The 23,417-nt window shown below is 60.9% G+C and carries 21 protein-coding genes and 1 tRNA gene; 14 read left to right on the top strand and 8 right to left on the bottom strand.

Annotated elements, in window-relative coordinates:
- Positions 1-281: 281 nt before the first annotated feature.
- The 3 genes from FQ320_RS12190 to FQ320_RS12180 all read right to left on the bottom strand — a co-directional run bounded on the left by FQ320_RS12190 (position 282) and on the right by FQ320_RS12180 (position 2,214).
- Positions 282-998, bottom strand: coding sequence for a Crp/Fnr family transcriptional regulator (locus tag FQ320_RS12190; RefSeq protein ID WP_148472607.1), 717 nt, complete (start codon positions 996-998; stop codon positions 282-284).
- A 442-nt stretch (positions 999-1,440) separates the two neighbouring features.
- Positions 1,441-1,517, bottom strand: a tRNA-Arg gene (locus FQ320_RS12185).
- Positions 1,518-1,752: 235 nt separating this feature from the next.
- Positions 1,753-2,214, bottom strand: a complete 462-nt coding sequence (locus tag FQ320_RS12180) for an Lrp/AsnC family transcriptional regulator (RefSeq protein ID WP_148472605.1) — start codon at positions 2,212-2,214, stop codon at positions 1,753-1,755.
- A 136-nt stretch (positions 2,215-2,350) separates the two neighbouring features.
- On the opposite strand from FQ320_RS12180, the gene cysG reads away from it, so the two are divergent.
- The 6 genes from cysG to FQ320_RS12150 all read left to right on the top strand — a co-directional run bounded on the left by cysG (position 2,351) and on the right by FQ320_RS12150 (position 7,980).
- Positions 2,351-3,754 carry a siroheme synthase CysG gene (cysG, locus tag FQ320_RS12175; protein WP_148472603.1) on the top strand — a complete coding sequence of 468 codons (1,404 nt, stop codon included), beginning with the start codon at positions 2,351-2,353 and terminating at the stop codon, positions 3,752-3,754.
- On the top strand, positions 3,751-4,050 hold the full coding sequence (locus tag FQ320_RS12170) for a DUF2849 domain-containing protein (protein WP_148472601.1): 300 nt from the start codon (positions 3,751-3,753) through the stop codon (positions 4,048-4,050). The genes cysG and FQ320_RS12170 overlap by 4 nt, the downstream gene beginning before the upstream one ends.
- A gap of 113 nt (positions 4,051-4,163) precedes the next feature.
- Positions 4,164-5,828 carry a nitrite/sulfite reductase gene (locus FQ320_RS12165; protein WP_148472599.1) on the top strand — a complete coding sequence of 555 codons (1,665 nt, stop codon included), beginning with the start codon at positions 4,164-4,166 and terminating at the stop codon, positions 5,826-5,828.
- Positions 5,818-6,558: a phosphoadenylyl-sulfate reductase gene (locus FQ320_RS12160; RefSeq protein WP_148472597.1), complete on the top strand. Its 741-nt coding sequence runs from the start codon at positions 5,818-5,820 to the stop codon at positions 6,556-6,558. Before FQ320_RS12165 ends, FQ320_RS12160 begins: the two co-directional genes overlap by 11 nt.
- A gap of 72 nt (positions 6,559-6,630) precedes the next feature.
- Positions 6,631-7,050 (top strand): DUF934 domain-containing protein, encoded by a 420-nt coding sequence (locus FQ320_RS12155; RefSeq protein WP_148472964.1) that lies wholly within the window; start codon positions 6,631-6,633, stop codon positions 7,048-7,050.
- Between the two features lie 93 nt (positions 7,051-7,143).
- Positions 7,144-7,980, top strand: coding sequence for a ferredoxin--NADP reductase (locus FQ320_RS12150; protein ID WP_148472595.1), 837 nt, complete (start codon positions 7,144-7,146; stop codon positions 7,978-7,980).
- Positions 7,981-8,060: 80 nt separating this feature from the next.
- On the opposite strand, the gene FQ320_RS12145 is transcribed toward FQ320_RS12150, so the two are convergent.
- Positions 8,061-8,951: a hypothetical protein gene (locus tag FQ320_RS12145; protein ID WP_148472593.1), complete on the bottom strand. Its 891-nt coding sequence runs from the start codon at positions 8,949-8,951 to the stop codon at positions 8,061-8,063.
- Between the two features lie 235 nt (positions 8,952-9,186).
- Here FQ320_RS12145 and infC point away from each other — a divergent pair, with 235 nt between their 5' ends.
- Both infC and FQ320_RS12135 read left to right on the top strand, forming a co-directional pair.
- Positions 9,187-9,738 (top strand): translation initiation factor IF-3, encoded by a 552-nt coding sequence (gene infC, locus FQ320_RS12140; RefSeq protein ID WP_148472592.1) that lies wholly within the window; start codon positions 9,187-9,189, stop codon positions 9,736-9,738.
- A gap of 33 nt (positions 9,739-9,771) precedes the next feature.
- Complete coding sequence (locus FQ320_RS12135) at positions 9,772-10,473, top strand: DUF938 domain-containing protein (protein ID WP_148472591.1); 702 nt, start codon at positions 9,772-9,774, stop codon at positions 10,471-10,473.
- A gap of 33 nt (positions 10,474-10,506) precedes the next feature.
- Here FQ320_RS12135 and FQ320_RS12130 read toward each other — a convergent pair whose 3' ends face one another.
- Positions 10,507-12,162, bottom strand: a complete 1,656-nt coding sequence (locus FQ320_RS12130; RefSeq protein WP_148472589.1) for an MFS transporter — start codon at positions 12,160-12,162, stop codon at positions 10,507-10,509.
- Positions 12,163-12,294: 132 nt separating this feature from the next.
- Here FQ320_RS12130 and FQ320_RS12125 point away from each other — a divergent pair, with 132 nt between their 5' ends.
- Positions 12,295-13,500 carry an FAD-binding oxidoreductase gene (locus FQ320_RS12125; protein WP_148472587.1) on the top strand — a complete coding sequence of 402 codons (1,206 nt, stop codon included), beginning with the start codon at positions 12,295-12,297 and terminating at the stop codon, positions 13,498-13,500.
- Positions 13,501-13,560: 60 nt separating this feature from the next.
- Here the strand turns inward: FQ320_RS12125 and FQ320_RS12120 are convergent, their stop codons facing one another.
- Together FQ320_RS12120 and FQ320_RS12115 are read right to left on the bottom strand one after the other, a co-directional pair.
- On the bottom strand, positions 13,561-13,992 hold the full coding sequence (locus FQ320_RS12120) for an RbsD/FucU family protein (RefSeq protein WP_148472585.1): 432 nt from the start codon (positions 13,990-13,992) through the stop codon (positions 13,561-13,563).
- An 11-nt stretch (positions 13,993-14,003) separates the two neighbouring features.
- Positions 14,004-14,702: a GntR family transcriptional regulator gene (locus FQ320_RS12115; RefSeq protein WP_148472583.1), complete on the bottom strand. Its 699-nt coding sequence runs from the start codon at positions 14,700-14,702 to the stop codon at positions 14,004-14,006.
- Positions 14,703-14,802: 100 nt separating this feature from the next.
- Between FQ320_RS12115 and FQ320_RS12110 the strand changes: the two genes are divergently transcribed.
- The 5 genes from FQ320_RS12110 to FQ320_RS12090 all read left to right on the top strand — a co-directional run bounded on the left by FQ320_RS12110 (position 14,803) and on the right by FQ320_RS12090 (position 22,315).
- Positions 14,803-16,326, top strand: coding sequence for a UxaA family hydrolase (locus FQ320_RS12110; RefSeq protein ID WP_148472581.1), 1,524 nt, complete (start codon positions 14,803-14,805; stop codon positions 16,324-16,326).
- A gap of 490 nt (positions 16,327-16,816) precedes the next feature.
- The gene (locus FQ320_RS12105) at positions 16,817-17,227 is read left to right on the top strand and encodes a hypothetical protein (protein WP_187393881.1); all 411 of its coding nucleotides are present in this window, start codon (positions 16,817-16,819) and stop codon (positions 17,225-17,227) included.
- A complete protein-coding gene (locus FQ320_RS12100; protein WP_148472579.1) occupies positions 17,224-17,832 on the top strand; it encodes a TetR/AcrR family transcriptional regulator in 609 nt (202 codons plus the stop codon). Before FQ320_RS12105 ends, FQ320_RS12100 begins: the two co-directional genes overlap by 4 nt.
- Positions 17,829-19,172, top strand: coding sequence for an efflux RND transporter periplasmic adaptor subunit (locus FQ320_RS12095; RefSeq protein WP_148472577.1), 1,344 nt, complete (start codon positions 17,829-17,831; stop codon positions 19,170-19,172). Before FQ320_RS12100 ends, FQ320_RS12095 begins: the two co-directional genes overlap by 4 nt.
- A complete protein-coding gene (locus FQ320_RS12090; protein WP_148472575.1) occupies positions 19,169-22,315 on the top strand; it encodes an efflux RND transporter permease subunit in 3,147 nt (1,048 codons plus the stop codon). Before FQ320_RS12095 ends, FQ320_RS12090 begins: the two co-directional genes overlap by 4 nt.
- A 143-nt stretch (positions 22,316-22,458) precedes the next feature.
- Here the strand turns inward: FQ320_RS12090 and FQ320_RS12085 are convergent, their stop codons facing one another.
- Positions 22,459-23,112 carry a DUF2461 family protein gene (locus FQ320_RS12085; RefSeq protein WP_148472573.1) on the bottom strand — a complete coding sequence of 218 codons (654 nt, stop codon included), beginning with the start codon at positions 23,110-23,112 and terminating at the stop codon, positions 22,459-22,461.
- Between the last annotated feature and the right edge of the window lie 305 nt (positions 23,113-23,417).

Here is a 23,417-nt window from a genome sequence, read left to right as displayed (position 1 = left end):
TCTCGTGACCTTGAAATTCCGCCATTTGGCGCTGTCCGCATCGGAGGGAGACTGCCTTGCACGTGCCGTCCAACATCCCGCCCGCGCTTGCGCCGTCCGGCATGACCTTGTGGAACACGATGGTTGTTGTAGTTCACCCATGCTCCCGGCGCGAAGCGCGGCATGGACCGCGACAGGCCGTCTGTGCGAATTCATCCACACGACAGGCTCTGTGGCGGCATCCGGTCTTGGGGCGAAACAGAATTGCACCGCGCCCCTGTACGGGACCGATAAATGCCCGGCTAAAGCGCCGCTGCGGTTTCCAGCGCAGTGAAATCAAGCACCGCGATACTGCGATTTTTATGGATCGAAATCACCTCGGCCTTGCGCAGGCTGGACAGTTGGCGACTGACGGTTTCAATCGTCAGGCCAAGAAAATCGGCGATATCCGCGCGCGTGAGGGGAATGTCGAACCTATCCGAGTAGCCGTCAACATAGGGATCAATATGGCTGCTCAGGTGCAACAGAAACGACGCAACCTTTTCCGACGCGGATTTCTGGCCGAGGATCATGATCCATTCTCGCGCCTCGTCCAGTTCCCGCAGCGCCTGCGCGTAGAGCCGTTTCTCAAGCGCGGGCAACCGCCGCACCATTCCTTCCAGCACAGACTGGGGAAAGGCGCACAAACGCACCGTGCTCGCGGCCTCGGCGCTGATTTCACTTCCCTTGGCAAAGGGTCGCCCAAGAAAATCAGGGGCGAACTGAAGCCCGACAATCTGTTGCCTTCCATCGGGCATCAGTCTGGTCAGTTTCACAACCCCGCTAAGGATATTGGCATAACCCTCGGCCTGCACCCCCGCAGCAATCAACTCGGTTCCCGGCTCGATCTCGCGCCGTCGGGTCTGACGCCCCAGATGCACCAGTTGTTGCGGTTCCAGTGCACCACAGATTCCCCCGTGCCGCGCCTCGCAGGCCTGACAAAGCGCAGGTACTTCGCTATTGTGGATATCCATCCGCATGTCGCAGGTCCTTCCGCCGGTTCCGATTGGTCGTAAAGCCGAAATCGTCGGCCATTAAGTAAAGATAGCCATTTATCTAACTTTTTCAAACAATTAACAACCGCAGCGACAAAACTGGCAAGCGACGTACAAGGTCAGCCACCCTGCCCCGGCAGCTTTGGCGCACAGCGTTTCGGTCAAATCGATCAGCATGGCAAGAGCGTCTTAAGGCGCCGAATAATGCCGGCCCGGTCGCCGGTTCCGAGATCCGACATTGGCTGTGGCAGGTAACGCCCGAAAAACACGCATGAATCTCGTCTTGACTGCAATCCACGCAATTGACCGGTTCTGCCCGGCCTCCGCCGCGCGACAGATTGTCATAGGCACTACGTCAGCTTTTGCCGTCCGGGCCGAAAAACCGGAAGTGGCCATCGCAACATTCGTGATATCGAAGAGAAAACGGTGGTGCTCGCACCAGGATTCGAACCTGGGACCTTCGCCTTCGGAGGGCGACACTCTATCCAGCTGAGCTATGCGAGCCTGCTTTTCCCCGCCATTCGTCAGAACAATCAACTTGCTCTGCCTCGTGACAGGGATCCTTGTCCGTCCGTACAAAATCCTTGATTGGATGTCCACCGGATTGAAGGGGCCGCGCCAAAAGCCGCCATCCCCGATTGCCGATAAGCAACCTTTGTACGACGGCGGTTGTGCCGCGATGGCGCAGAAAACTCAAGTCCGAAAAACTGCGGTGTGACGACGTTTCTGCGCGACGTGGCTATAATGGCAGGTCGGTGGTCGATTTCAGTTCTTCCATCGACAGCAATGCAGTGACGTTGAAGATCCGCACCTCCGAGATCAGCGCCTGATAAAACTCGTCATAGGCGCGGGCGTTCCTGACCCGCACCTTGAGTATATAATCGATGTCGCCCGCCAGACGGTGCGCCTCTTGCACTTCGGGGCGGGCGCGCAGGGTCGCCAGAAAACGCTCCTGCCATCCGGCCTCATGCTCGGATGTCCGGATCAGCACAAAGAAACAGGCCTCGAACCCCAGCGCCTCGGCGTTGAGTTCAACCGTTTGGCGCCCGATTACCCCGGCAGCCCGCAATTTGCGAATCCGGTTCCACACCGGGGTCTTCGACGACCCCACTTCACGCGCAATATCGTCCAGTGAACGGCTGGCGTCCTGTTGCAGCGCAGTCAGTATTTTCCGATCCATACCGTCGATCCGGACAGACATCCGCAATTCCTCCCCCGGTCAGTAATAATGTTCTATCTGAGCCGACAGTCGGCACATATGTTCTTGTTTGCAAGCGCATATGGCGCTGATGCGGAATATTGTTCTATAAATATCTCAGAACAAGCGAGGCCGTACCATGAAACACTTTCCAATTTTTATTGCCGTCGAAGGCCGCAGGATCGTGCTGTCGGGTGGCGGCGAAGCGGCTCTGGCCAAGCTGCGGCTGTTGCTCAAGACCGAAGCGAAGATCACGGTCCTTGCCGCCGATCCGGCGCCGGGAATCACCGCATGGGCGCATTCCGGGCGGCTGACGCTGGAACTGCGCGCAATGGCGCCCGGCGACGCGAAAGGTGCCGCCCTGTTCTATGCCGCGAACGAGGACGCGGCTGAAGATGCCCGTGTCGCTGCCTTGGCCCGGCGCGATGGCGCACTGGTGAACATCGTCGACAATCTCGCCGACAGTGAATTCATCACCCCCGCCATTGTCGACCGTGACCCCGTGACCGTCGCCATCGGCACGGAAGGTGCGGCACCGGTACTGGCCCGCGCGATCAAACGCGATCTGGAGGACCGCCTGCCGCAAGCTCTGGGAACTCTGGCGCGGATCGGCAAGGCGTTCCGCGCCCGGGCCGATGCGCTGCCCTTTGGTGCGGCGCGGCGGGAGTTCTGGTCTGAATATTACTTCTCCGCAGGCCCACGCGCCATGGCAACCGGGGGCGCGCCCGCCCTGCCCGCCGCTTTGGACGCCCTGATGAGCCAGCATCTGAACACAGCACCCCGCGCCGGGCGGGTGGAATTTGTCGGTGCCGGCCCCGGCGATCCCGACCTTTTGACCCTGAAGGCCCGCCGCGCGCTGGACGAGGCCGATGTTGTGATCCACGACCGTCTGGTGACACTCGAAATCCTTGAACTCGTCCGGCGCGAGGCAGTGCTGCTAGACGCCGGTAAGGAAGGGTTTGGCGCATCCATGGCACAGGGCGACATCAACGCGCTGATGATCCTTCATGCGCTTGGTGGTGCCCATGTGGTGCGGCTGAAGTCCGGCGACCCGACGGTGTTCGGGCGGCTGGATGAAGAGATCGAGGCCTGTGACGCCGCCGAACTGGACTGGTCCGTCGTGCCGGGGATCACCGCCGCCAGCGCCGCCGTCGCCGGGATTGGGCAGAGCCTGACACAACGCGGGCGCAATTCTTCGGTGCGGTTCCTGACCGGGCACGACATGAAAGGCTTTGCCGATCACGATTGGGCGGCGCTGGCCCGCCCGGGCGAAGTTGCCGCAATCTATATGGGCAAGAAATCCGCCCGCTTCATTCAGGGGCGATTGCTGATGCACGGTGCTGATCCATCAACGCCGGTGACCGTGGTCGAAAATGCCTCGCGCGCCGATCAGCGGATCGTCAGCACCACATTGTCCCAGCTTGAACCCACGCTGAGCCGCGCCGCGATGACCGGCCCAGCCCTGACTCTGTTCGGTCTGGCGCCCCGCGTCGCCGAAGCCGCCCTTGCCACCCCGGACCTGCTGAAGGAGGCCCTGTCATGAGCCGTGAATTCACTCCCAAAGTCGTCACCGCAAACGACCTGATCGAAGGCGACGCGATCTGGCTGACCGAAGATGACGGCTGGACCCGCGACATGGCACAGGCGGAACTGATCGAGGATGAGGCCCATGGGCAGTTGCGCCTGTTGCACGCGCTGTCCCAGCACTCGGTCGCTGTGGGCGCCTATCTGGCAGATGCGCAACTGGGCGAGTGCGGACCGCAGCCTGTGCATTTCCGCGAGATCTTTCGCACCCGGGGGCCATCGAACCACGCCCACGGGAAACAGGAATCCGCCTGAGACAAAGCAAGCTTTTGCAAGAAAGCCGCTTCAGTTGAGAAAAAGCGAGTTTTTCTAGGAAAAACTCAATGCAATTCTCCAAGAGAATTGCGGCCCCCGCAAGGAGCAGTGCCATGTATCACTATAACGACTTCGACACAGCCTTCGTTCGTAACCGCGTGGCACAGTTCCGTGCGCAGGTGGGACGTCGGATCGACGGCAGCCTGACCGAGGACGAATTCAAACCCCTGCGCCTGATGAACGGGCTTTATCTGCAACTCCACGCCTATATGCTGCGGGTTGCGATACCCTATGGCACGCTGAATTCGCGGCAGATGCACCAGCTTGCGATGATCGCTGACCGGTGGGACAGGGGTTACGGCCATTTCACCACCCGGCAGAACATCCAGTACAACTGGCCCAAATTGCGCGATGTGCCCGACATGCTGGAAGCACTGGCCGATGTGGGAATGCACGCGATCCAGACCAGCGGCAACACCATCCGCAATGTGACAGCCGATCATTTCGCCGGTGCGGCGGCGGATGAAGTGGCCGACCCGCGCCCGGTGGCCGAACTGCTGCGCCAATGGTCGACGGATCACCCGGAATTTCAATTCTTGCCGCGCAAGTTCAAGATCGCCGTGACCGGGGCCAAGGCCGACCGCGCCGTGATCCGCTCTCATGACATCGGCATTCAGATCATCGAGAAGGATGGCGAAACCGGATACCGAATCATCATTGGCGGCGGGCTTGGTCGCACGCCGATGGTCGGCAAAGTGATCCGCGATTTCCTGCCCAGCGCTGATCTGCTGCCCTATGCCGAAGCCATCGTCAGCGTCTATAATCAGCTTGGCCGGCGCGACAACAAGTTCAAGGCACGGGTCAAGATCACGGTGCATGAACACGGCATCGACGAGATCCGGCGTCTGGTCGAAGAGCGTTTCGCACTGATCCGGTCCGGGTTTTCGGGTGTGGATCAGCAATTGCTGAACGGGATCGAGGCGGCCTTTGCGCCTCCGGCCTTTGATGCCGCTCCGATTGGGCCATACGCCGCAGCCTATGGTGCCGATCCGGTGTTCCGGTCCTGGGCCGACACCAACCTCAGTCGCCATCGCGCACCCGGTTACGCCATCGTTTCGATATCGCTAAAAAAACACGGCGCAACCCCGGGCGATGCATCATCTAAGCAGATGCGCGTGATGGCCGATCTGGCCGAACGCTTTGGCCACGACGAGTTGCGGATCAGCCACGAACAGAACGTGATCCTGCCCCACGTCAGGCAGGGCGATCTGCCAGCCGTGCATGCCGCACTGAAGGCCGCCGATCTGGCCACGGCGAACATCGGCCTGATTTCCGACATCATCGCCTGCCCCGGCATGGATTACTGCGCGCTGGCCACCGCACGCAGCATTCCGGTGGCGCAGGAGATCGCGACACGGTTCGACGAATTGAAACTGGAGCATGAGATCGGGCCGCTGAAGATCAAGATCTCGGGCTGTATCAATGCCTGCGGCCATCATCATGTGGGGCATATCGGGATTCTCGGGCTGGATCGCGCAGGGGTCGAGAATTATCAGATCACGCTGGGCGGCGATGGCACCGAAACCACCGTCATCGGTGAGCGGGCCGGGCCGGGGTTTGCGGCGGATGCGATCGTGCCTGCCGTCGAGCGTCTGATCCGGGCCTATCTTTTCCTGCGCAGCGGACCGGGCGAAACCTTCCTTCAGACCTATCGCCGGTTGGGCCTGTCACCGTTCAAATCCGCGCTTTATGATGAGGTACGCGCCGATGCCGCTTGAATTTCCCCATGCCCCGGTCGCCGAACGGGTGGCCGATCTGAACCGCCGCCATGCCCATCACGGCGCAGTCGCGGTTCTGGAACATGCGCTGGTCGACCCGTCGGTCGGGGGTGTCGCCATGGTGTCATCCTTTGGGGCGGAATCGGTCGCGCTTTTGCACATGCTCAGCGTCATCGACCGCAGCCTGCCGGTGATCTTTCTGGATACCGAAATGCTGTTTCGTGAAACCCTGAGCTATCAGACCGCCTTGTCCGAGACTCTGGGCCTGACGGATGTGCGCATTGTGCGCCCCGACCGCGACCAGACCTTTCTGCGCGATAACGACGCGATGCTGCACCGCACCGATCCCGACGCCTGCTGCGCCCTGAGAAAATCCGAACCGTTGCAACGCGCGCTGGATCCGTTCGATGCCTGGATCACCGGGCGCAAGCGGTATCAGGGCGGGACGCGCCTGTCGCTGGAGTTCTTCGAGAGGGACGGTGCGCGGATCAAGGTAAATCCACTGGCCCACTGGAATCCGGACGATGTGCGGGACTATATCATCAACAATCGCCTGCCCCGGCATCCGCTGATCGCACGCGGGTTCGGTTCGATCGGCTGCACGCCCTGCACCACGCGACTGCAACCGGGCGAGGATGAGCGGGCCGGCCGCTGGCGGGGCCTGGATAAGGCCGAATGCGGCATTCATCTGATTGACGGCAGAATGGCGCGGGTTTCCGCGAAGCCCTGAATCTTTGGCTGGCGGCGGAATTTGAGTATTTTTACAAAGAAGAAGCCAAAGGGTTTCGGAAAGCGGGGAGCGATGGGTGTCATCGTCACGGACAGCGGATTTGGGCCTGAGGATTGGAAAAGCGGATTCCACTCCAGCAACGGGTCGGGCGAAAACGATGCAGCAGGGGATACCGGGGTCGATCTTGCATCGTCGGACGATCCGGTTATTTTAAGCGGGCACTTGGATCGGATTGCGATGATCCGCGTCGACTTTCCGTCTTTCACGGATGGGCGCGGTTTTACCATTGCCCGGCGGCTGCGGCAAATGGGGTTCACCGGACGGTTGCGGGCGCGGGGTCATGTGATAGCCGATCAATATGCGATGGCGAGGCGTTCGGGGTTTGACGAGGTCGAGATTGACGATGCCCTTGCCGCCCGCCAACCCGAGGACCAGTGGCGCGCCCGTGCCGACTGGACGGCGCATGACTATCAGGCGCGAATGCGTGGCTGACGGCCTTTGGCACCTGATCGATGATCGGGGCTTTCGGGATTTCCATTTGAATGCTAACGAAAAGGGGCGGCGCATCCAGTTCGCCGAATTGCCATGAACGAACGTATGACCATGACCACTGCCACAGCCGCCCTGCCCGATAGACAGCCGGACACACAGACAGTGACCGCCGTGCGCCATTGGACCGACCAGTTATTCTCCTTTCGCGTGACCCGGCCCGCGTCGCTGCGGTTCCGGTCGGGCGAATTCGTGATGATCGGGCTGCCGGGCGATCCGGACCCAAAAACCGGCAGGGCCAAGCCGCTATTGCGCGCTTATTCCATTGCCTCGCCGTCGTGGGACGACGAGCTTGAGTTCTATTCGATCAAGGTGCCTGACGGTCCGCTGACCAGCCGGTTGCAGAATATCGAAGTCGGCGACCAGATCATCCTGCGCCCCAAACCCGTCGGAACCCTGGTGCATGACGCGTTGTTGCCGGGCAAGCGGCTGTGGTTCTTTGCCACGGGCACCGGCATCGCTCCCTTTGCCAGTCTGATCCGCGAACCACAGACCTATGAAGATTACGATCAGGTGATCCTGACCCACACCTGTCGCGATGTTGCTGACCTTGCCTATGGCAGGGAGTTGGTCGAGGCGCTGGAAGATGATCCGCTGATCGGCGAGTTGGTCGACGACAAGTTGCTGTATTATCCGACCACGACCCGTGAAAGCAGTGCACGCATGGGCCGGGTGACCGACCGTTTGCGGTCTGGCGAGATTTTTACCGATCTGGGGATCATGCCGATCTCTCCGCAGACCGACCGTGCCATGGTTTGCGGGTCCATGGGGTTGAACACCGACTTGAAGGCAATCCTTGAGGGGTTCGGGCTGCGCGAAGGGGCCAACAGCGATCCGGCGGAATATGTGGTCGAAAAGGCTTTTGTCGGCTGAGGCCTGTTTCAGGGATAGTTTAAATCGAGGCTGATGAATTTGGGCCTGCCGCCGACATGTGCGGCAGGCCCTTGATCGGTTTACTCCAGACCCATCGCATCGCGGATCCGCGCAAGAAGGGGCTTCAGCGCATCGGGATTGTCGCGGGCGACGTCCAGAGCAGCTGCTAGCGTGGTTTTCTGCATCGCGCCAATTTCGGAGTCGGCGATTGCGTCTTTCACCTTGTCATAGTCGAAACCGTCAACCGTCAGCAATTCGGCCAGCGCCGCAGGATCTTCGGCAGGCCCAGTGGCATCATCGGTGAGCGTTGGTGTTTCTGAAAAAGTTTTGGCGGTTTCCGCGCCGGTTGCCGCATCGGTTTCGGTGGCTGTTTCGCCGGCCTCGACCATATCGGCGATCACGCTCTGTGCCTTATCCGCAGCCTTGTCCGTCGCCGCCGCCGCCGCTTGCGACAGACGCTTGATCTCGGCATTGGCCTTGTCGCCTGCTTCTTCGGCCAGACGGGCGGCTTCGGCTGACGCAGCTTTCATTCTTTCCTCGGCCAAGCGGGCTTTCTCGGCCATTGCCGCCTCGCGCTCTGCCGCCTCTTCGTTGGCCAGACGGGCCTTTTCGGCCGCCGCCGCTTCCAGTTTCGCAGTCGCTTCCTCGGCCTGACGGGCTTCGGCGGCCACCTGCGCCTTCATCTTTTCCGCTTCCTCGTCGGCCAAACGCGCTTTTTCTGCGGCTTCGGCATCGGACCGTGCTTTTTCGGCATCAGCCAAGCGTGCTTTTTCGGCCACCTCGGCTTCGATTTTCGCTGCCTCGGCGGATTTCCCCTCATCCGCGGCGCCGGCATCGCTCAGTGCTTCGGGCTGAACCACGGTTCCGGTCGTGGTTGTCTCTTCGGCTTCTGGCTTGTCCTCTTCCCAACAGGCGGCGGTGGTCATGGCGATTGCCACAAAGGCCGCGGTCGTGGTGATGCGAATGCTCATCGGGTTCTCCGGTTCTTCTGGTGTCCCGGTACGGAATACACCTGCTCTTTCGGTATTCCCGCATGAAACACCGTTGTCCTCTGGGTGTTCTTCGGCGGAACACACTTGGCCTGCGGTATGTTCCGTGACATGACCGTTCTCAAGAGGAAAATGGCCAAACGCACGCCCGACGTCAAACGCTGCTTGAACCAAAGCGTTGCGACAGCTATTTTCCGCTATACGCAACAGTCAAAGGATGACTCCCATCGCTCGCAGACCTCACAACGCCCCGCCGGTGCGCGATACCGGCCCCCGGATCAACGACCGAATCCGTGGCTCTGACATCCGCTTGATCGGAGCGGAAGGCGAAAACATCGGCGTCGTGACGCCCGAACGCGGCATGGCACTGGCCCAGGCTGTCGGTCTGGACCTTGTCGAGATTTCGCCCAACGCATCGCCTCCGGTCGTAAAGATCATGGATTTCGGCAAGTTCAAGTACGAGACCCAGAAGCGCGAAAGCGAAGCCCGCAAGAAGCAGAAGACCATCGAGATCAAGGAAGTCAAATTCCGCCCGAACACCGACACGCACGACTACGACGTCAAGATGCGCAACGTGTACAAGTTTCTTGAAGGCGGCGACAAGGTGAAGGTCACACTGCGGTTCCGCGGGCGCGAAATGGCGCACCAGAACCTGGGTCGTGAACTGCTCGAACGTGTCGCCGAAGACACCAAAGAAATTGGCAAGGTCGAGAACTTTCCCAAGATGGAAGGTCGGCAGATGGTCATGCTGATCGGTCCGCTTAAATGAACCGGACCAAATGAGACGCGGCGGCGCGGCGGGATGACCGGCGCGCCCTCACCCTCTCCCGGCGCTGGCCCGACCTCGGGCCACAGCGCCGGATATTCCCCCGCCACAGTCGCAAGCACGCCTGACGGACGGCTGTTTTCACGGGTTGTCCCGCGTAACGGACCGCCCTTGCTGGTTGCGCTCGCGCCCTGGCTGGCCGGGCGTGTGGGGACGGTTCTGGAAATCGGCTGTGGCACCGGACAGCATGCGGCATCGTTTGCGCTGGGATTTCCGGCGCTTGACTGGTGGCCCTCGGATCCCGATCCGGTGCACCGGCAATCCGCGGCAGCATGGGCGGCAGAGATGCGTGTGCCGCCGCGCCCGCCGCTGAGTCTGGATGCAGCCGATGACTGGGCGCGGGACGGTGCCGTCGTCGCCCTTGGGCCGCTGACGGCGGTTATTTCAATGAACGTGATCCACATTGCCCCCATTGCGGTGGCGACCGGGATCGTGGCCGGTGCCGCCCGAACGCTTTCGCCCGGCGGGCTGCTGATCTTTTACGGCCCGTTCAACGAGAGCGGCAGCCATACCGGCCCCGGCAACGCCGCCTTTGATGCGGGCCTGCGGGCCGACAACCCGGATTGGGGCCTGCGCGATGTCGACAATATCCGCGCTCTGGGCGCGCAGGCCGGGCTGGACCTTGCCGCGCTGATCTCTATGCCCGCCGACAACCGGTTGTTGATCCTGCGGAAATAAATGCCGCCACCGGGCCCGCTGTCTGATCGCCCGCTATGGCTCATCCGGAAGCGGGCGATTCGTTACCAGCGGCATGTCATCGCGCAGCGGTACCGTCTGACGTTCAATCATCCGGTGCACCCGCTCGCCTTCGGGAGCACGGTTCAGCGCGTTCAGCCGGTCGGACAAGGCAGCGTCGGCTTGGGTGCGGCGTTCGTTGTGGCGGATATATTCCGTCCAGGTCGGCACATGATAGCCCTCGCTCCAATGCGTCGGATGTTCAAGATCGCGCAACAGCACCCACTGCTGCGCCCCGTCCCGGATCCGCATCCGGCGGCGCAGGGCCATGCAGGTCAGGAATTCGGATACATCGGCCGGATCAATCTCATAGTCGACCATCACCATCACGGGCCCGCTGCGCGGTGTCAGCGCAAGCGCCAGTGGCGGCGCGCGAAACCGATTCAGCGGGTCCAAATTCGCGCCACCGAATTGTGGCAGGGGCAGGCGCAATCCGGTCAGCGCGCCGATGCACATGATCAATGCCCCACCGATCAACGCCCATTCGGCCCCCGCCGCGCTGGCCAACTCGCCCCAGATCCAGCTGCCGATGGCCATGCCGCCAAAGTTGCAGGTCTGATACAGCGCCAGCGCCCGCCCGACGACCCAGCGCGGTGTCGACAGCTGCACCGTCACGTTGAACATCGACAGCGCCAACACCCAACATGCCCCGCCCGCCAGCAAGGCAATTCCGCCAATCACCGGATCGGGCACCAATGCCAGCACCACCGCGCAGAGGGCGAAGACGCAGAACGCTCCGCGCGCGATCCATTCGTTGGAAAACCGCGCCCGCAACTTTGCGCTCGCCAGTGCGCCGCCCACCGCGCCTACGCCGAAACAGCCCAGCAACACACCATAGAGGAATGCCGATCCACCCATCAGATCACGCACGACGACCGGCAACAGCGCCAGCACAACCACCGCCGCCAGCCCGAACTGAAACCCGCGCAGGTTGACCCGCAGCAGGTTGGGCGACATGGCGACATAGCGCAGCCCGGCAGAAAACGCGCTGCCGAAAGGTTCGCGCGGCAGATGAAGATCGCGCGCGGGCGGCTTCCAGCGGAGCAACGCGCCAATGATCGCGACATAACTGACGGCGTTGACCGCAAAGGCCGCCGCCGCCCCGGCCAGAGCGACAATTGCACCGCCCGCCGCCGGTCCGACACAGCGCATCATGTTGAATCCCATGGAGTTCACCGTCACCGCCGAGGCAAGTTCGTCGCGCGGCACGATATCACCCATGCTCGCTTGCCAGCTGGGCCCGTGCAACGCGGTGCCACAGCCGATCAGGAAGGTGAAGCTGAGCAGGGTCCAGGGTGTCAGCAACCCCTGATAGGCCATGACTGCCAGCGAAAGTGACATGGAGAACATGAACACCTGTGCCGTGATCATCACCTTGCGGCGGTCAAAATTGTCGGCAAACACCCCGGCCAGTAGGGAAAACGCCATCAGCGGCAATGAAACCGACCCCTGAACCAGCGCCACCATCTGCGGGGAATCGGTCAGGCTGGTCATCATCCAGGCCGCGCCCACGGCCTGAACTAGACCGCCAAAGTTCGACGCAAGCGATGCAATCCACAATGTACGGAACGTCGGGTTCCGAAACAGCCCAAGCGTTGACCCTGGCCCGGTGAATTGTTTGGCGACGACCATATATTGCTCCACCCTTGCCCAAGGAAATACGCGGCCCCCGGTCCAAGGGCAAGGCTCGCAACGGGTACGGCACCGGCGATCTTGCCTTTGCCAGAAATTGACGAAAGGGTGCGACAAAAGCGGAGGCGTGGCATGACAAGACCGGCAAGGCGCAGTTACGACGTGGTGATCATTGGCGGTGCGATCATGGGCGCATCCACCGCGTGGTTTCTGACCGACGACAGCACCTTTGACGGGTCGGTTCTCGTGATCGAGCGTGATCCGACCTATGCCACCTGTTCGACGACGCATACGAATTCCTGCATGCGCCAGCAGTATTCCACCGGGTTGAACGTGCGGATATCGCAATTCGCCGCCGATTTCGTGACGAACCTGCGCGCCCGCATGGGAGGAGACACACGGGTTCCGCATCTGTCGATCCGCAACTTCGGCTATCTCTATCTGGCCGATAATGAGGGATTTGCCGCCACGCTGCGCGCCAACTGCGCGGTTCAACAGGCCGCAGGGGCCGCCACCCGCCTGTTGTCACCCGAGGATATCCTGCGCGACTATCCGTTCTATAACGTCGATGATATTCTGCTGGGGTCAATCAACACAGTGAACGAGGGGTATTTCGACGGCGCCACGGTGTTTGACTGGTTCCGTCGCCAATCCCGGGAACGCGGCGTCGAGTATATTACCGGCGAAGTTGCGGCGATCACCCGCAACCCTGCGGGCAACCGGGTCGACAGCGTGACCCTGACCGACGGTCAGGTGATTGCCTGTGGCGCGATGGTCAATGCCACCGGCCCGCGCGCCGCAAGGACCGCCGCCATGGCCGGGATTGCCGTGCCCGTCGAGGCGCGCAAACGGTTCACCTGGATCTTTCGCGCCGAACGCCCGCTGGACCGCGATCTGCCGCTGACCATTGATCCGTCGGGGGTGCATGTGCGCGAAAACGGCGGCGGCACCTATATGGCCGGCGGCCATTCCATCCCCGACCCAAGCGTGGATTTCGATGATTTCACCATGGACCATGCCCTGTGGCAGGATCACGTCTGGCCCGCCATCGCCACCCGTATCCCGCAGTTTGATGCAGTGCGGGTGACCCAGGAATGGGCCGGACACTATGCGATGAACGTTTTTGATCGCAACGCCATTGCCGGACCGCACCCCGATGTGGCCAATTTCCTGTCCCTGTCGGGGTTTTCCGGCCACGGGCTGCAGCAAGCTCCGGCGATGGGGCGCGGCACGGCCGAATGGCTGACCCATGGGGCATACCGCACGCTGGACCTGTCGGAATTCCACATTGACCGGGTTCTGGCGGATCGGCCGATTGTTGAACGCGCGGTGATCTGAAAGACAGGCCCGCGGCGTGTCACCGCCCGGTGCGCCAGAAATGTTGATGAACGGCGATAATCACGCGCCGATCACGCCTTTCTTCAGAATAATATTGCCATAGAGCCGCGTTTCGCCAGTCTGCACGATGGCAAAGGCGGTCTTGGCGCGTTCGTAAAAGCTGAACCGCTCAAGTTTTCCGAGAGTCGCGGGGTTATCGGCGCATTCGGTGATGATATTCTGAAATTCGACCACCACAGGTGGAGTGGCGTCCGGATCACCGACAACCTCCATCACCAGTGCAGGGTCGGGCACGAAACTGTCCAACGGGAGCACCGACAGAACGGCCTGCATCACATCTGTTGCGCTGAGTCCGTCAAGCCGGTGACACCGACTGCCCATGGCAGTTCCGGGGAAATTGGCGTCGACTATGACAATCTCGTCGCCGTGCCCCATGGCACGCAATGTCCACAAAAGATCGGGCGACAGGATGGGGGGGATGTTACGAAGCATGTTCAGTCTCCTCAGCTCGGGCGAAAATATCCGGGATGTTGGCGCTGTAACGGAACGATACGTTCAATCAACTGGCCCAGATGCATTGAAACGGCCTGCCCCGCGGCGGCAGGGTCTTTGGCGCGAATGGCGTTCAGGATCGAGTGATGTTCCGCCAGAGCCTCGGCCGGGCGGCCCTCTTCTGGCAACAAAAGCATCCGGGCACGGCGCAGTTGCAGCGACATCTGCCCGGCGGCTGCGACAACTTTGGGAAACCCGGTAAACCCCAGGATCAATTCGTGAAACTCGACGTCTGCTTCGAAAAAGCCCTGAAAATCCTTGTCGTCAATCAACAACTCCTGAAGCCGCAGGTTGCGCGTCAGGCGGGTCAGCTGATCCTCGGTGCGCTCCGCGGCAACCTTGACCACCGCTGCAACCTCGACCGCCTCGCGCAGGAAGCTTTCTTCGCGCAGCTCGACCAACGAAAACTGTGAAACCCGGGTGGCGGATTGCGGGATGATATCGACCAGCCCATCGGACGACAGCCGCCCCAGGGCCTCGGACACCGGCGAACGGGACACACCCAACTGCTCGCAAAGCGCGCCTTTTCGCAGGATCATTCCCGGCTCGAACGTAATATCCAGAATGGCGTTGCGCAGCGCAGCATAGATCCGCTGGCCCAGAGGCCCCTCAAGTCTGTCTATATACAGTGCCAGCGTCGGGTTGGGCATATTCACGCCTCCAACTGGCATGTTAGTTGACAGAAAGGCCAAGTCAATCTAGTCCTCAATGTGCTGAAACGGCCGGTTGCCGGCCAGAGGAGAGACTCTGATGGCCGATAAACCCCGCATTCTGACCCTGCACCCGCAAGACAATGTCGCGATCGCATTGGCCGACCTTCCGGCAGGCGAGGTCTGCGGCCCTGCTGGCACAACGCTGCTGCAATCGGTGGGACAGGGCCACAAGATCGCCGTGGCACCGATCCGGGCCGGGCAGAACGTATTGCGCTATGGTCAGATCATCGGTCAGGCGACCCGTGACATTGCCCTCGGCGAACATGTGCATGTGCAGAACCTCGGAATGGGCGAACACACCCGCGACTATGCTTACGCCAGCGAGGCGAGACCGCTGGAGCCCGCCACCGATAAGCGAACCTTCGACGGCTATCACCGCGCTGACGGACGTGTCGGCACCCGCAACTACCTTGGCATCCTGACTTCGGTGAACTGCTCAGGCTCGGTCGCCAAATTCATTGCCGAAGCCGCTGAAAAATCGGGGCTTCTGGATGACTTTCCCAATATTGACGGGATCGTGCCGATCACCCATGGCACCGGCTGTGGCATGTCCGGCGAAAATGAGGGCTATGCCACGTTGTTCCGGACACTGGCGGGGTATGCCCAGCACCCGAATTTCGGCGGCATCCTTCTGATCGGTCTTGGGTGTGAGGTGATGCAGGTGTCCGCCCTTGTGGGGGGCCGCCCGATCCGTGCCGATGGCGCGTTGCGTTACATGACGATCCAGCACGAGGGCGGCACGCGCAAGACAATTGCGAAAGGGCTGGAAGAGTTGCGCGGCATTGCCGAGATGGCAAACACCGCAACCCGCAAACCCGCGCCGGTTTCCGAGCTGATGGTGGGGATGCAATGCGGCGGTTCTGACGGCTATTCCGGCATCACGGCGAACCCGGCACTTGGCGTGGCGTCCGACCTTGTGGTGCGTCACGGAGGTACGACGATCCTGTCGGAAACCTCGGAAATCTACGGCGCCGAACATCTGCTGACCCGCCGTGCCATCTCGGCCGAAGTGGGCGAAAAGCTGATCGACCGCGTCCGTTGGTGGGAGGATTACACCGCCCGCAACCTTGGCGAGATGGACAACAACCCCAGCCCCGGCAACAAGCGTGGCGGGCTGACGACGATCCTTGAAAAATCGCTGGGTGCCGTCGCCAAAAGCGGCAGTGCACCCCTGAGCGAAGTCTATCTGTTCGCCGAAAAGATCGATAAAAAGGGGTTCGTCTTCATGGACAGCCCCGGATTCGATCCCTGCTCGGTCACCGGACAGATCGCATCGGGCGCGAACCTGATCGTATTCACCACCGGACGCGGGTCGGTATCGGGCTATATGCCGACGCCCGGCATCAAGGTCGCCACCAACTCGGAAATGTATCGCCGCATGGCCGATGACATGGACGTCAACTGTGGCGACATCATCAATGAGGGTGCGAGTCTGGAAGACAAGGGGCGCGAGATGTTCGAACTGTTTATCCGCGTCGCTTCGGGAGAGCAGACGAAAAGCGAACAACTGGGCTTTGGCGGGGTCGAGTTTGTGCCCTGGCAGATTGGCGCGGTTATGTGATTTGGAGTGACCGCGCAGCGTCATTGGCTGCGGCGATCACCCGCCCTCTTCACAGCGCCGCACCGACAGCGCGGCCTTGCGTGCCGTCCAGCAAAAACCTCTGAACGATTTCACGACGTGACGCGGAAATCAGCGAGATCCCTCCTTTTGCGCGGGGTCTTCGCGCCGACCGGACAAAGCCTGCCGCAGCTCTGACGGACCACTGGTCCAGCGACCCGAACGGGGATAACGCCCATCGGCTGCACCCGATCACCACTGGCGAACCCGCGTGCCGGCAGTGACCTGCTGCACGCGTACCCCGTCCCCACACCCCATTCGCCAAGATCCGCCAGTTGTGAGTCAGCCGCTCTTTGTGCGCTTAACGAACGGCCCGACTGCCCTGTCTATCGCGCAAACCCGTATCTTGCCGTTGAATTTTCTTGCCACGCTCATAGTTATATCGCTATAACTAAAAAGAGCTGATCTCATCTTTGCGAGAAAGGAAATCTCGATGAAAAATCTGGATAACACCTCAGGCAGACGCCCCAAATGGATGATGGCAGTTGCTGTTCTCGCGGCGGTCTTCGGTGTGCTGACAGTGTTTTCCGGCGGCAGCGTGCTGTTCGGGCCAACGCAAGCGCAGAAGGCCGCGGGCGCCATTGTTCCTTTTGTCGTGTGGTTCAACTTTCTGGCTGGATTTGCCTATCTCGTTACCGCTTTTGGCATCTGGATGATGCGCGATTGGGCGCTGGGTCTGTCGGTTTTCATCGCGGTGGCGACGGCGGGTGTGGCGATGGTCTTTGGGTATCAGGTGTCGCAGGGCATAGGGTTCGAGATGCGCACCGTTGGCGCTCTGGCCTTTCGGTTTGTTGTCTGGGCGGCGATTGCACTGGCGCTTTTTCGGGCCGGGCGGCCTGAATGAGGGTTCGCAAATCCGCAGAAGACCGCAAGGCCGAGATTGAAAGCGCGACGCTGGCGCTGGCTTACGAGCATGGGCCAGCGCAGGTCACGACGACAATGATCGCCGAACGTCTGGGCATGACGCAGCCCGCAATTTACAAACATTTCCCCAATAAGACAGAGCTTTGGCAGTCCATTACGCGGACCCTCGGCGCACGGATCGCGGACAATATCGCAAACGCGCGGGCCGAAGCGGCAACACCGCTGGAGCAGTTGCGCCATTTGGCTCTGGGGCAGTTACGGCTGGTGCATGACACTCCGGCACTGCCCGAAATCATGTTGATGCGCGATCGAACGGTGGCGCAGGAGGCTGTCAGACAGGAAATCCACGCGAATATGGGGCGGTTTCAGCAAGCGATGGTTGAGATGATTGTTCAATCGCAAAAAGACGGCTTGCTGCGCCGTGACACCGCGCCAAGCGATGTGGCTGCATTGATCATGGGACTCATCCAGAGCCTGATACTGAGGTCATTGGTTTCGCGTGATCCGACCGTATTGCTCCGGGATGGCGACCGGTTGCTTGATCTGCAACTTTCCGCCTTTTCGCAGCAGGAGACACGGGGATGAAGGCCGGGTTCAAACTGTTGTTCATCACCCTGCCCGTGGCGGCCATCGGTGCCGGGGCGCTCGCCTTTGTCGTGTTGACAAGCGCGCCGCCCACTCAGACCCCGCTGACGGAACGGGCGACAACGGTGCGGGTCATTTCCGCCCGGGAACGCGCGATCACCCCCGAGATTACAGGTTTTGGACTGGTCAGCCCCGCGCGCACCTTCGAGGCGATTGCGCAAGTGAGCGGCACTGCCGACTATGTCAATCCGGACCTTCGCAAAGGCGCGATCTTGCCTGCGGGCGCCATCATTTTGCGCCTGTCGCCGGTCGATTTCAATCTGGCGATTGCACAGGCCAAGGCCAACATCCGTGCAGCAGAGGCCAGATTGGCCGAACTGGCCGTGTCGCAGGCCAACCAAAGCGCCGCACTCTCGATTGAAACCGAAGCACTTCAATTGAAGCAAGGCGACCTTGCGCGTGTTGAAACGCTGTTTTCCGGCGGCACCGTTTCGCAAAGCGCCTTGGATACCGTGCGCAGCGGGGTTCTGGCGCAGCGTCAAAAAGTGCTTTCAATTCAAAGTACGCTTGCCCTTGTGCCAACCCAGAGAGAGGTGCAGCAGGAACAGATTGCCGTCTATCGGGCGAGTTTGGAAACAGCGTCGCTGAACCTTGCCCGCACAGAGCTGAAACTGCCCTTTGCGGCCCGCGTGGCGACGACATCTGTGGAAACCGGCCAATATGTGCGTGCCGGTCAGACCGCAGCGGTGTTGAACGGTGTCAGGATGGCCGAAGTGGAAGCGCAGGTTTCGCTCGCCGCCATGCGCGACCTGATGCATTTCAACAATCCTGATGCCAGCCTGTTTTCCGGCGACCCAACCTTGATAAAAGAGGTCTTGCGCCAACTCGGGCTGGTGGCGGAGGTGCGGCTTTCGCTTGGTCAGGACACACTGATCTGGGACGCCCGTGTGGACCGTATCAGCGACACGATTGATCCGCAGGCCGGAACGCTCGGAGTGATTGTGCAGGTTGAATCAGCCTATTCCGGGGCCGAGCCCGGCACCCGCCCGCCGCTGACCAAAGGCATGTTCGTTGAGGTCGCGTTAACCGCAGCGCCGGTGCGGGGCATGGTTATTCCGCGCAGCGCATTGCACAATGGCGAAGTGCTGGTTGTTGACGCGGACAATCGGCTGGCGACGGTACCGGTCACGCCCTATCTGGTTCAGGATGCGCGGGTTTTGATCGCCGAAGGGCTGACCGAGGGCCAACAGGTTATCGTGAGCGACCTCAGTCCGGTCATTCAGGGGATGCTGCTCACCGCCATTCTGGACGATGCGCTGATGGCGGACCTTGCCAAATGATCCGGTTCTTTGCAGGGCACGCGACCATTGCCAACCTTCTGATGGTCCTGTTCCTGAGCGCGGGCCTGTTCGTGGCCCCTACCCTTTTGCGCGAAACTTTTCCGCGCGCGACCCCCAGTCAGGTGGAAATCACGGTGCCCTATCCGGGTGCGCGCCCCGAAGACGTGGAAAGCGCGATTTGTTTGCGGATCGAGTCGGCGCTGGATGCGGTGACGGGGGTTGATCATCAATCCTGCGAAGCGCGCGAAAATTTGGCCCGGGCCGAAGTTACAATGCGCGAAGGCGACGATTTTCAGGCGTTCGTGGCCGATGTAAAGTCCGAGATTGACGCGATCACCGATTTCCCTGCGCGGGCGGAAACCGCGCGGGTCAAGCCGCTGGGGCTGACCGATTTTGTCGCCTCGGTTGCAATCACCGGCCCGACCTCCCGGCCCGAGCTTGAGGCATACGCAGACCAAATTCGCACGCGCATGTTGCGTTGGGGCGGTATTCCCAAGGTGGATATGCGGGGGTTCTCGACGCTCGAGCTGCATATCAACCTGCGCCCCGAAGCTTTGCGGCGGTTTGGAGTCTCGGTGTCCGATATCGCACGGGTGGTTGGCGCGGGCAGTCTGGATTTGCCCGCAGGAACGCTGGACACGTCATCGGAAAGCCTGCTGATCCGGATTGCCGAAGAACGGCGCAGCGTTGCGGAACTGGAAGGCCTGATTGTCCGCTCGTCCGCGCAAGGCGGGCAAGTGCGGCTGGGCGACATTGCCGAGGTCAGCGAACAGTTTGCCCTGGACGATGACGTGATCGAGTTTGATGGTCGTCCCGCCGCAATACTGGACATCACCAAGACCCGCGCCGAAGACAGCCTGCGCATCATTGATGCCTTGCAAGCGTTTCTGGCAGCCGAACGGGCACAGGCCCCGCCGGGTGTCGTCATGGAAATCACGGCGGACGGGGCGTCGGTTGTGCGCGAACGCCTGACGCTGGTTGTGGTGAACGGGTTGCAGGGTCTGGCGCTGGTGTTTGCGGTGCTCTGGCTGTTCTTCGGCTTTCGCTTTTCGTTCTGGGTGGCGATGGGCCTGCCGGTTTCGTTCATGGGCGGCGTCGCACTGATGGGGCTGGTTGGCTATTCGCTGAACCTGATGACAACGCTGGGCCTGTTGATCGTCATCGGATTGTTGATGGACGATGCCATCGTCATTGCCGAAAACATTTCCCGCCTGCGCGAAAAGGGCCGCAGCGCAATGGACGCCGCCGTCGAGGGCGCCGCGCAGGTGTTTCCCAATGTGCTGGCGTCATTCGGAACGACTGCGATGATCTTTGGCTCGCTGGCGTTTTTGTCGGGTGATCTGGGCGCGGTGCTGCGCGTCGTGCCTGTGGTGATGCTGTTCGTGTTGTTGGTGTCTTTGATCGAAGCGTTCCTGATTCTGCCGCACCACCTGATCCGCAGTCTGGAACAGCCCCAAAGCGACAAAGGTGTCCGCGCCCGAGTCGAGGCCGGTATGAATTGGACCCGTGACCGGATTGTCGGCCCGGTGGCGGATGCGGCCATTCGGTGGCGATATGCCGTCACCGGGTTGAGCATTGCGGTTTTTCTGGTGTCCGTCAGCATGATCGCGGGCGGATACCTGAAATTCACCGCATTTCCCGAGTTGGACGGCGATACCATCGTCGCGCGGGTGTTATTGCCGCAGGGAACCCCGCTGTCGCGGACGCAAAGCGTAGTCGCCGAACTTGAGCGGGGATTGGTCGAGGTCAACACCCGCCTTTCGCCCGAACAGCCCGAAGGCGCAGACCTGATCCGACATGTCAGCGTGACATACGGCGTGAACCGTGATGCGTTCGAAACCGGCGCGCATGTGGCCACGGTCAGCGCCGATTTGCTGCCCTCAGCCGAGCGTAACAGTCGCCCCGATGCGATCATGGCGGACTGGCGCGCCGCCGTGGGTTCGGTGCCGGATGTGATCAGCCTGAATTATGCCGAAAGCACCATCGGCCCCGCCGGCATTGCGATTGATATGCGTCTCAAGGGCGATGATCTGGACATGCTGAAGGCGGCATCGCTGGAGTTGCAGGACTGGCTGTGGCGCTATGACGGAGTGACCTCGGTTCTGGACGATCTGCGGGCGGGCAAACGCGAATTGCAGGTCACCCTGAGGGATGCGGCAGGACCGATGGGGATCACGGCTGCGGTTCTGGCCGACCAGTTGCGCGCGGCCTATTACGGCACCACGATCAGCGAGATTCAGATCGATGGCCGCGTCGTCGAAGTGACGGCCCAATTCGCCAGCGCGGATCAGGGCAGCTATCGCGCGTTTGACGATTTTCTGGTGACCCGCGCCGATGGCACCTCGATTCCGATTGATCTTGTGGCGGATGTGGCCATTGGACAGGGGGTCAGTCGGATCAACCGCGAAAACGGCATGCGGACCGTGACCATACAGGGCACGATCGACACCCGAACCGCCAATGCAAATGCCATCGTCAGCGATACGATGACCCGGTTTCTGCCGGATCTGCTGGACCGTTACCACGGGATTATACTGGATGTGGAGGGCCAGCGCGCCGAAGCGGCCAAAACCCAGCAATCGATGCTGAAAGGCTTTCTGATCGGTCTGCTCGGGGTTTTCCTGCTGCTCAGTTTTCTGTTCCGCTCCTATGTCGAACCAATCGTGGTGATGCTGGTGATCCCCTTATCGCTGGTCGGTTCAATCTTTGGCCATATGGCGATGGGATTGGATTTTTCGATGCCCAGCATGCTGGGGTTTGTCGCGCTTGCCGGTGTGGTCGTAAATAACTCGATCCTGCTGGTCGATTTTGTGAAACGCGAAAGCGAAGGCTCGGAAACCGTGGCAGAGGCCGCCTCAAAAGCGGCCCGGGCGCGATTTCGTGCAATTTTTCTGACAACCACAACCACCGCAGCCGGGCTTTTGCCGATCCTGACCGAGACAAGCCTTCAGGCGCAGATCTTGATCCCCCTTGTGGCCAGCCTTGTCTATGGCCTGCTGGCTGCCAGCCTTGTGGTGCTTTTCGTGCTTCCGGCGATCTATGCGATTCTTGACGATTTCGGCCTGAGCACGCTGGCGCATGAACGAAAAGCCAAGGCAAAGGAGCGGCAGACCGCCAACCATCAAGCCGGAGTTATGAACTAGAGCCTGCGGGGTTTCACCGACGGTTCAGCAAAGCGCCAGACAGGCTGATCATGGCCTGCATTGCCGGAGTGCTGATGAAATCATCGGACACAGCCCCCTCACCAGACGACACCTCCCGCTAGCGATCTTTTTCTCGCAGGTCTTCAGTCGAAGTAGCGCACCAGCTGGCTGGCAGGGCGAAAGATCTCGACCAGCAGATCAATCACGTCGTCGTCGAGCAGGAGGGCGTCCGGCAAGTCTTTGCGACACCCCAGACCGACCATTTTCAGATAGGGATCAACAGGACCGCCAGCTTCAAATCCGTCCGGCACAGCGCCCAACGCCTTGCGAGTGACCAAACCGTCTGGGAAGGTCGATTTGAACTCGGGGTCGGTCAATACCGCCTTTAATCCCTGTGGATCATCGACCAGACGCTTGCGCAACCGTGCGAGCGCCTCTTTGGACGGTTTGAACAGCGCGGCACCTGCATGGCAATTTCCCGGTTCGATATGCAGGTAGTATCCGAAATCCTCGGACGGATGACCGGCATTGGCAAATACATCCACGTCCGCGCGGTACAGGGCACGTCCGATCCGGTCACGCGGATCCTGAAAGAACTTGGTAAAGCTTTGCTTTGGTTTGATCTTCGCATCGGCCACGACATGATCGAAACGGTCGGCATAGTCGTGCAGAGTCATCGCGATGCCCGTAAAATTGCGCAGGGCGTCGTCCCGCTCATCGCGGTGCTCGTCCATCCAAGCCTTGCGGTTGTTCGCTGCAAGATCTGCAAGGAACTCAAATGTTTCTGGCTCTACCATGACAGCAACTCCTGTTTCGCAGCCGCCGCGTGGCGTGTCTGCGCTCCGATACCGGACTTGTAGGGTTAATACAGAACTCCGGCCATGGGTGTTCTGGCGCGGTGTCCGAAGCCCGGCAGACGCGGTCAGTGCGCCGCAAGCGGGGCGTGGAGGTCAACCGGCCAAGCTTTGAATAGTCTTTGTATGTTTCACACAAGAGCGTTGTTGTCTTCTGTCGATCTGGTCAATTGTTTTTGCGGAATCGGCTAAATAAGCTCTGATGGAGCGGGCTTGGCCCCTCTGGTCTGTGCAGCGTATTCGCCACG

Origin of the sequence: Oceaniovalibus sp. ACAM 378, from assembly GCF_008085915.1 — a bacterium.
Lineage (GTDB): Bacteria > Pseudomonadota > Alphaproteobacteria > Rhodobacterales > Rhodobacteraceae > Oceaniglobus.
Note: the sequence above shows the minus strand (reverse complement) of the source record. Positions and strands in the feature narration are given on the sequence as shown.

Excerpts from the sequence above, each read along its gene's own strand:
- FQ320_RS12190 (WP_148472607.1), bottom strand. The coding sequence starts at position 998 with ATGCGGATGGATATCCACAATAGCGAAGTACCTGCGCTTTGTCAGGCC.
- FQ320_RS12180 (WP_148472605.1), bottom strand. The coding sequence starts at position 2,214 with ATGTCTGTCCGGATCGACGGTATGGATCGGAAAATACTGACTGCGCTG.
- cysG (WP_148472603.1), top strand. The coding sequence starts at position 2,351 with ATGAAACACTTTCCAATTTTTATTGCCGTCGAAGGCCGCAGGATCGTG.
- FQ320_RS12170 (WP_148472601.1), top strand. The coding sequence starts at position 3,751 with ATGAGCCGTGAATTCACTCCCAAAGTCGTCACCGCAAACGACCTGATC.
- FQ320_RS12165 (WP_148472599.1), top strand. The coding sequence starts at position 4,164 with ATGTATCACTATAACGACTTCGACACAGCCTTCGTTCGTAACCGCGTG.
- FQ320_RS12160 (WP_148472597.1), top strand. The coding sequence starts at position 5,818 with ATGCCGCTTGAATTTCCCCATGCCCCGGTCGCCGAACGGGTGGCCGAT.
- FQ320_RS12155 (WP_148472964.1), top strand. The coding sequence starts at position 6,631 with ATGGGTGTCATCGTCACGGACAGCGGATTTGGGCCTGAGGATTGGAAA.
- FQ320_RS12150 (WP_148472595.1), top strand. The coding sequence starts at position 7,144 with ATGAACGAACGTATGACCATGACCACTGCCACAGCCGCCCTGCCCGAT.
- FQ320_RS12145 (WP_148472593.1), bottom strand. The coding sequence starts at position 8,951 with ATGAGCATTCGCATCACCACGACCGCGGCCTTTGTGGCAATCGCCATG.
- infC (WP_148472592.1), top strand. The coding sequence starts at position 9,187 with ATGACTCCCATCGCTCGCAGACCTCACAACGCCCCGCCGGTGCGCGAT.
- FQ320_RS12135 (WP_148472591.1), top strand. The coding sequence starts at position 9,772 with ATGACCGGCGCGCCCTCACCCTCTCCCGGCGCTGGCCCGACCTCGGGC.
- FQ320_RS12130 (WP_148472589.1), bottom strand. The coding sequence starts at position 12,162 with ATGGTCGTCGCCAAACAATTCACCGGGCCAGGGTCAACGCTTGGGCTG.
- FQ320_RS12125 (WP_148472587.1), top strand. The coding sequence starts at position 12,295 with ATGACAAGACCGGCAAGGCGCAGTTACGACGTGGTGATCATTGGCGGT.
- FQ320_RS12120 (WP_148472585.1), bottom strand. The coding sequence starts at position 13,992 with ATGCTTCGTAACATCCCCCCCATCCTGTCGCCCGATCTTTTGTGGACA.
- FQ320_RS12115 (WP_148472583.1), bottom strand. The coding sequence starts at position 14,702 with ATGCCCAACCCGACGCTGGCACTGTATATAGACAGACTTGAGGGGCCT.
- FQ320_RS12110 (WP_148472581.1), top strand. The coding sequence starts at position 14,803 with ATGGCCGATAAACCCCGCATTCTGACCCTGCACCCGCAAGACAATGTC.
- FQ320_RS12105 (WP_187393881.1), top strand. The coding sequence starts at position 16,817 with ATGAAAAATCTGGATAACACCTCAGGCAGACGCCCCAAATGGATGATG.
- FQ320_RS12100 (WP_148472579.1), top strand. The coding sequence starts at position 17,224 with ATGAGGGTTCGCAAATCCGCAGAAGACCGCAAGGCCGAGATTGAAAGC.
- FQ320_RS12095 (WP_148472577.1), top strand. The coding sequence starts at position 17,829 with ATGAAGGCCGGGTTCAAACTGTTGTTCATCACCCTGCCCGTGGCGGCC.
- FQ320_RS12090 (WP_148472575.1), top strand. The coding sequence starts at position 19,169 with ATGATCCGGTTCTTTGCAGGGCACGCGACCATTGCCAACCTTCTGATG.
- FQ320_RS12085 (WP_148472573.1), bottom strand. The coding sequence starts at position 23,112 with ATGGTAGAGCCAGAAACATTTGAGTTCCTTGCAGATCTTGCAGCGAAC.